We start from the raw sequence: 591 nt of genomic DNA, 5'->3' as shown, positions 1-591 counted from the left end.
CATCGGCGGCGGTCCGGCGGGTGCCGCCGCCGCGCTGACTCTCAGGCGGCACGCGCCGGGATTGCGCGTGCTGCTGCTCGAGGCGGGCCGCTACGACGCGCCGAAGCTGGGCGAAGTCTTGCCGGCGCTGGCGCGTGGCCTGCTCGACCAGCTCGGCGTGATGCCGGCTTTCGAGGCGGGCGGCTTCGTTCCGGGCCGCGCGGTCGACTCCGCCTGGACCAGCGACACGCTGGTCGAACGCCCCGGCATCTTTTCGGCGCACGGCGCTGGCTGGCAGCTCGACCGTGCCCGCTTCGACCGATTGCTCGCCGAGGCTGCTGCGGCGGCGGGCGCGGAGCTTCGCCTCGCGTCGCCCGTGCGATCCGCCGCTGAGACCGCCACCGGTTGGCGCCTCGATCTGGCCGATGGCGGCAAGGTCGAGACAAGGCTGGTCGTCTGGGCGACGGGCCGGCGCTGGCGGCTGGCGCGCGCTTTCGGCGCTGCGCTGCAGGCAGGAGAGCCGCTCGCCGCCTTCGCCCGCTTCTTCGCCGGCGCGCCCGGCGATTCCCGCATCGTCATCGAGGCCCGGCCGGAAGGGTGGTGGTACAGCGC

General features: G+C 75.0%; 1 protein-coding gene. It reads left to right on the top strand.

Translation table 11 applies throughout. The annotated features are described in order from the left end of the window. Position 1 precedes the first annotated feature (1 nt). On the top strand, positions 2 to 591 hold a 590-nt coding region (locus AC1DZC_RS20170), incomplete at its 3' end, for an NAD(P)/FAD-dependent oxidoreductase (protein WP_477044520.1).

The organism is Cellulomonas sp. P2_B4, assembly GCF_056404795.1.
The sequence above is the reverse complement of the archived record's forward strand: the minus strand, read 5'-3'. Positions and strand labels throughout refer to the sequence as shown.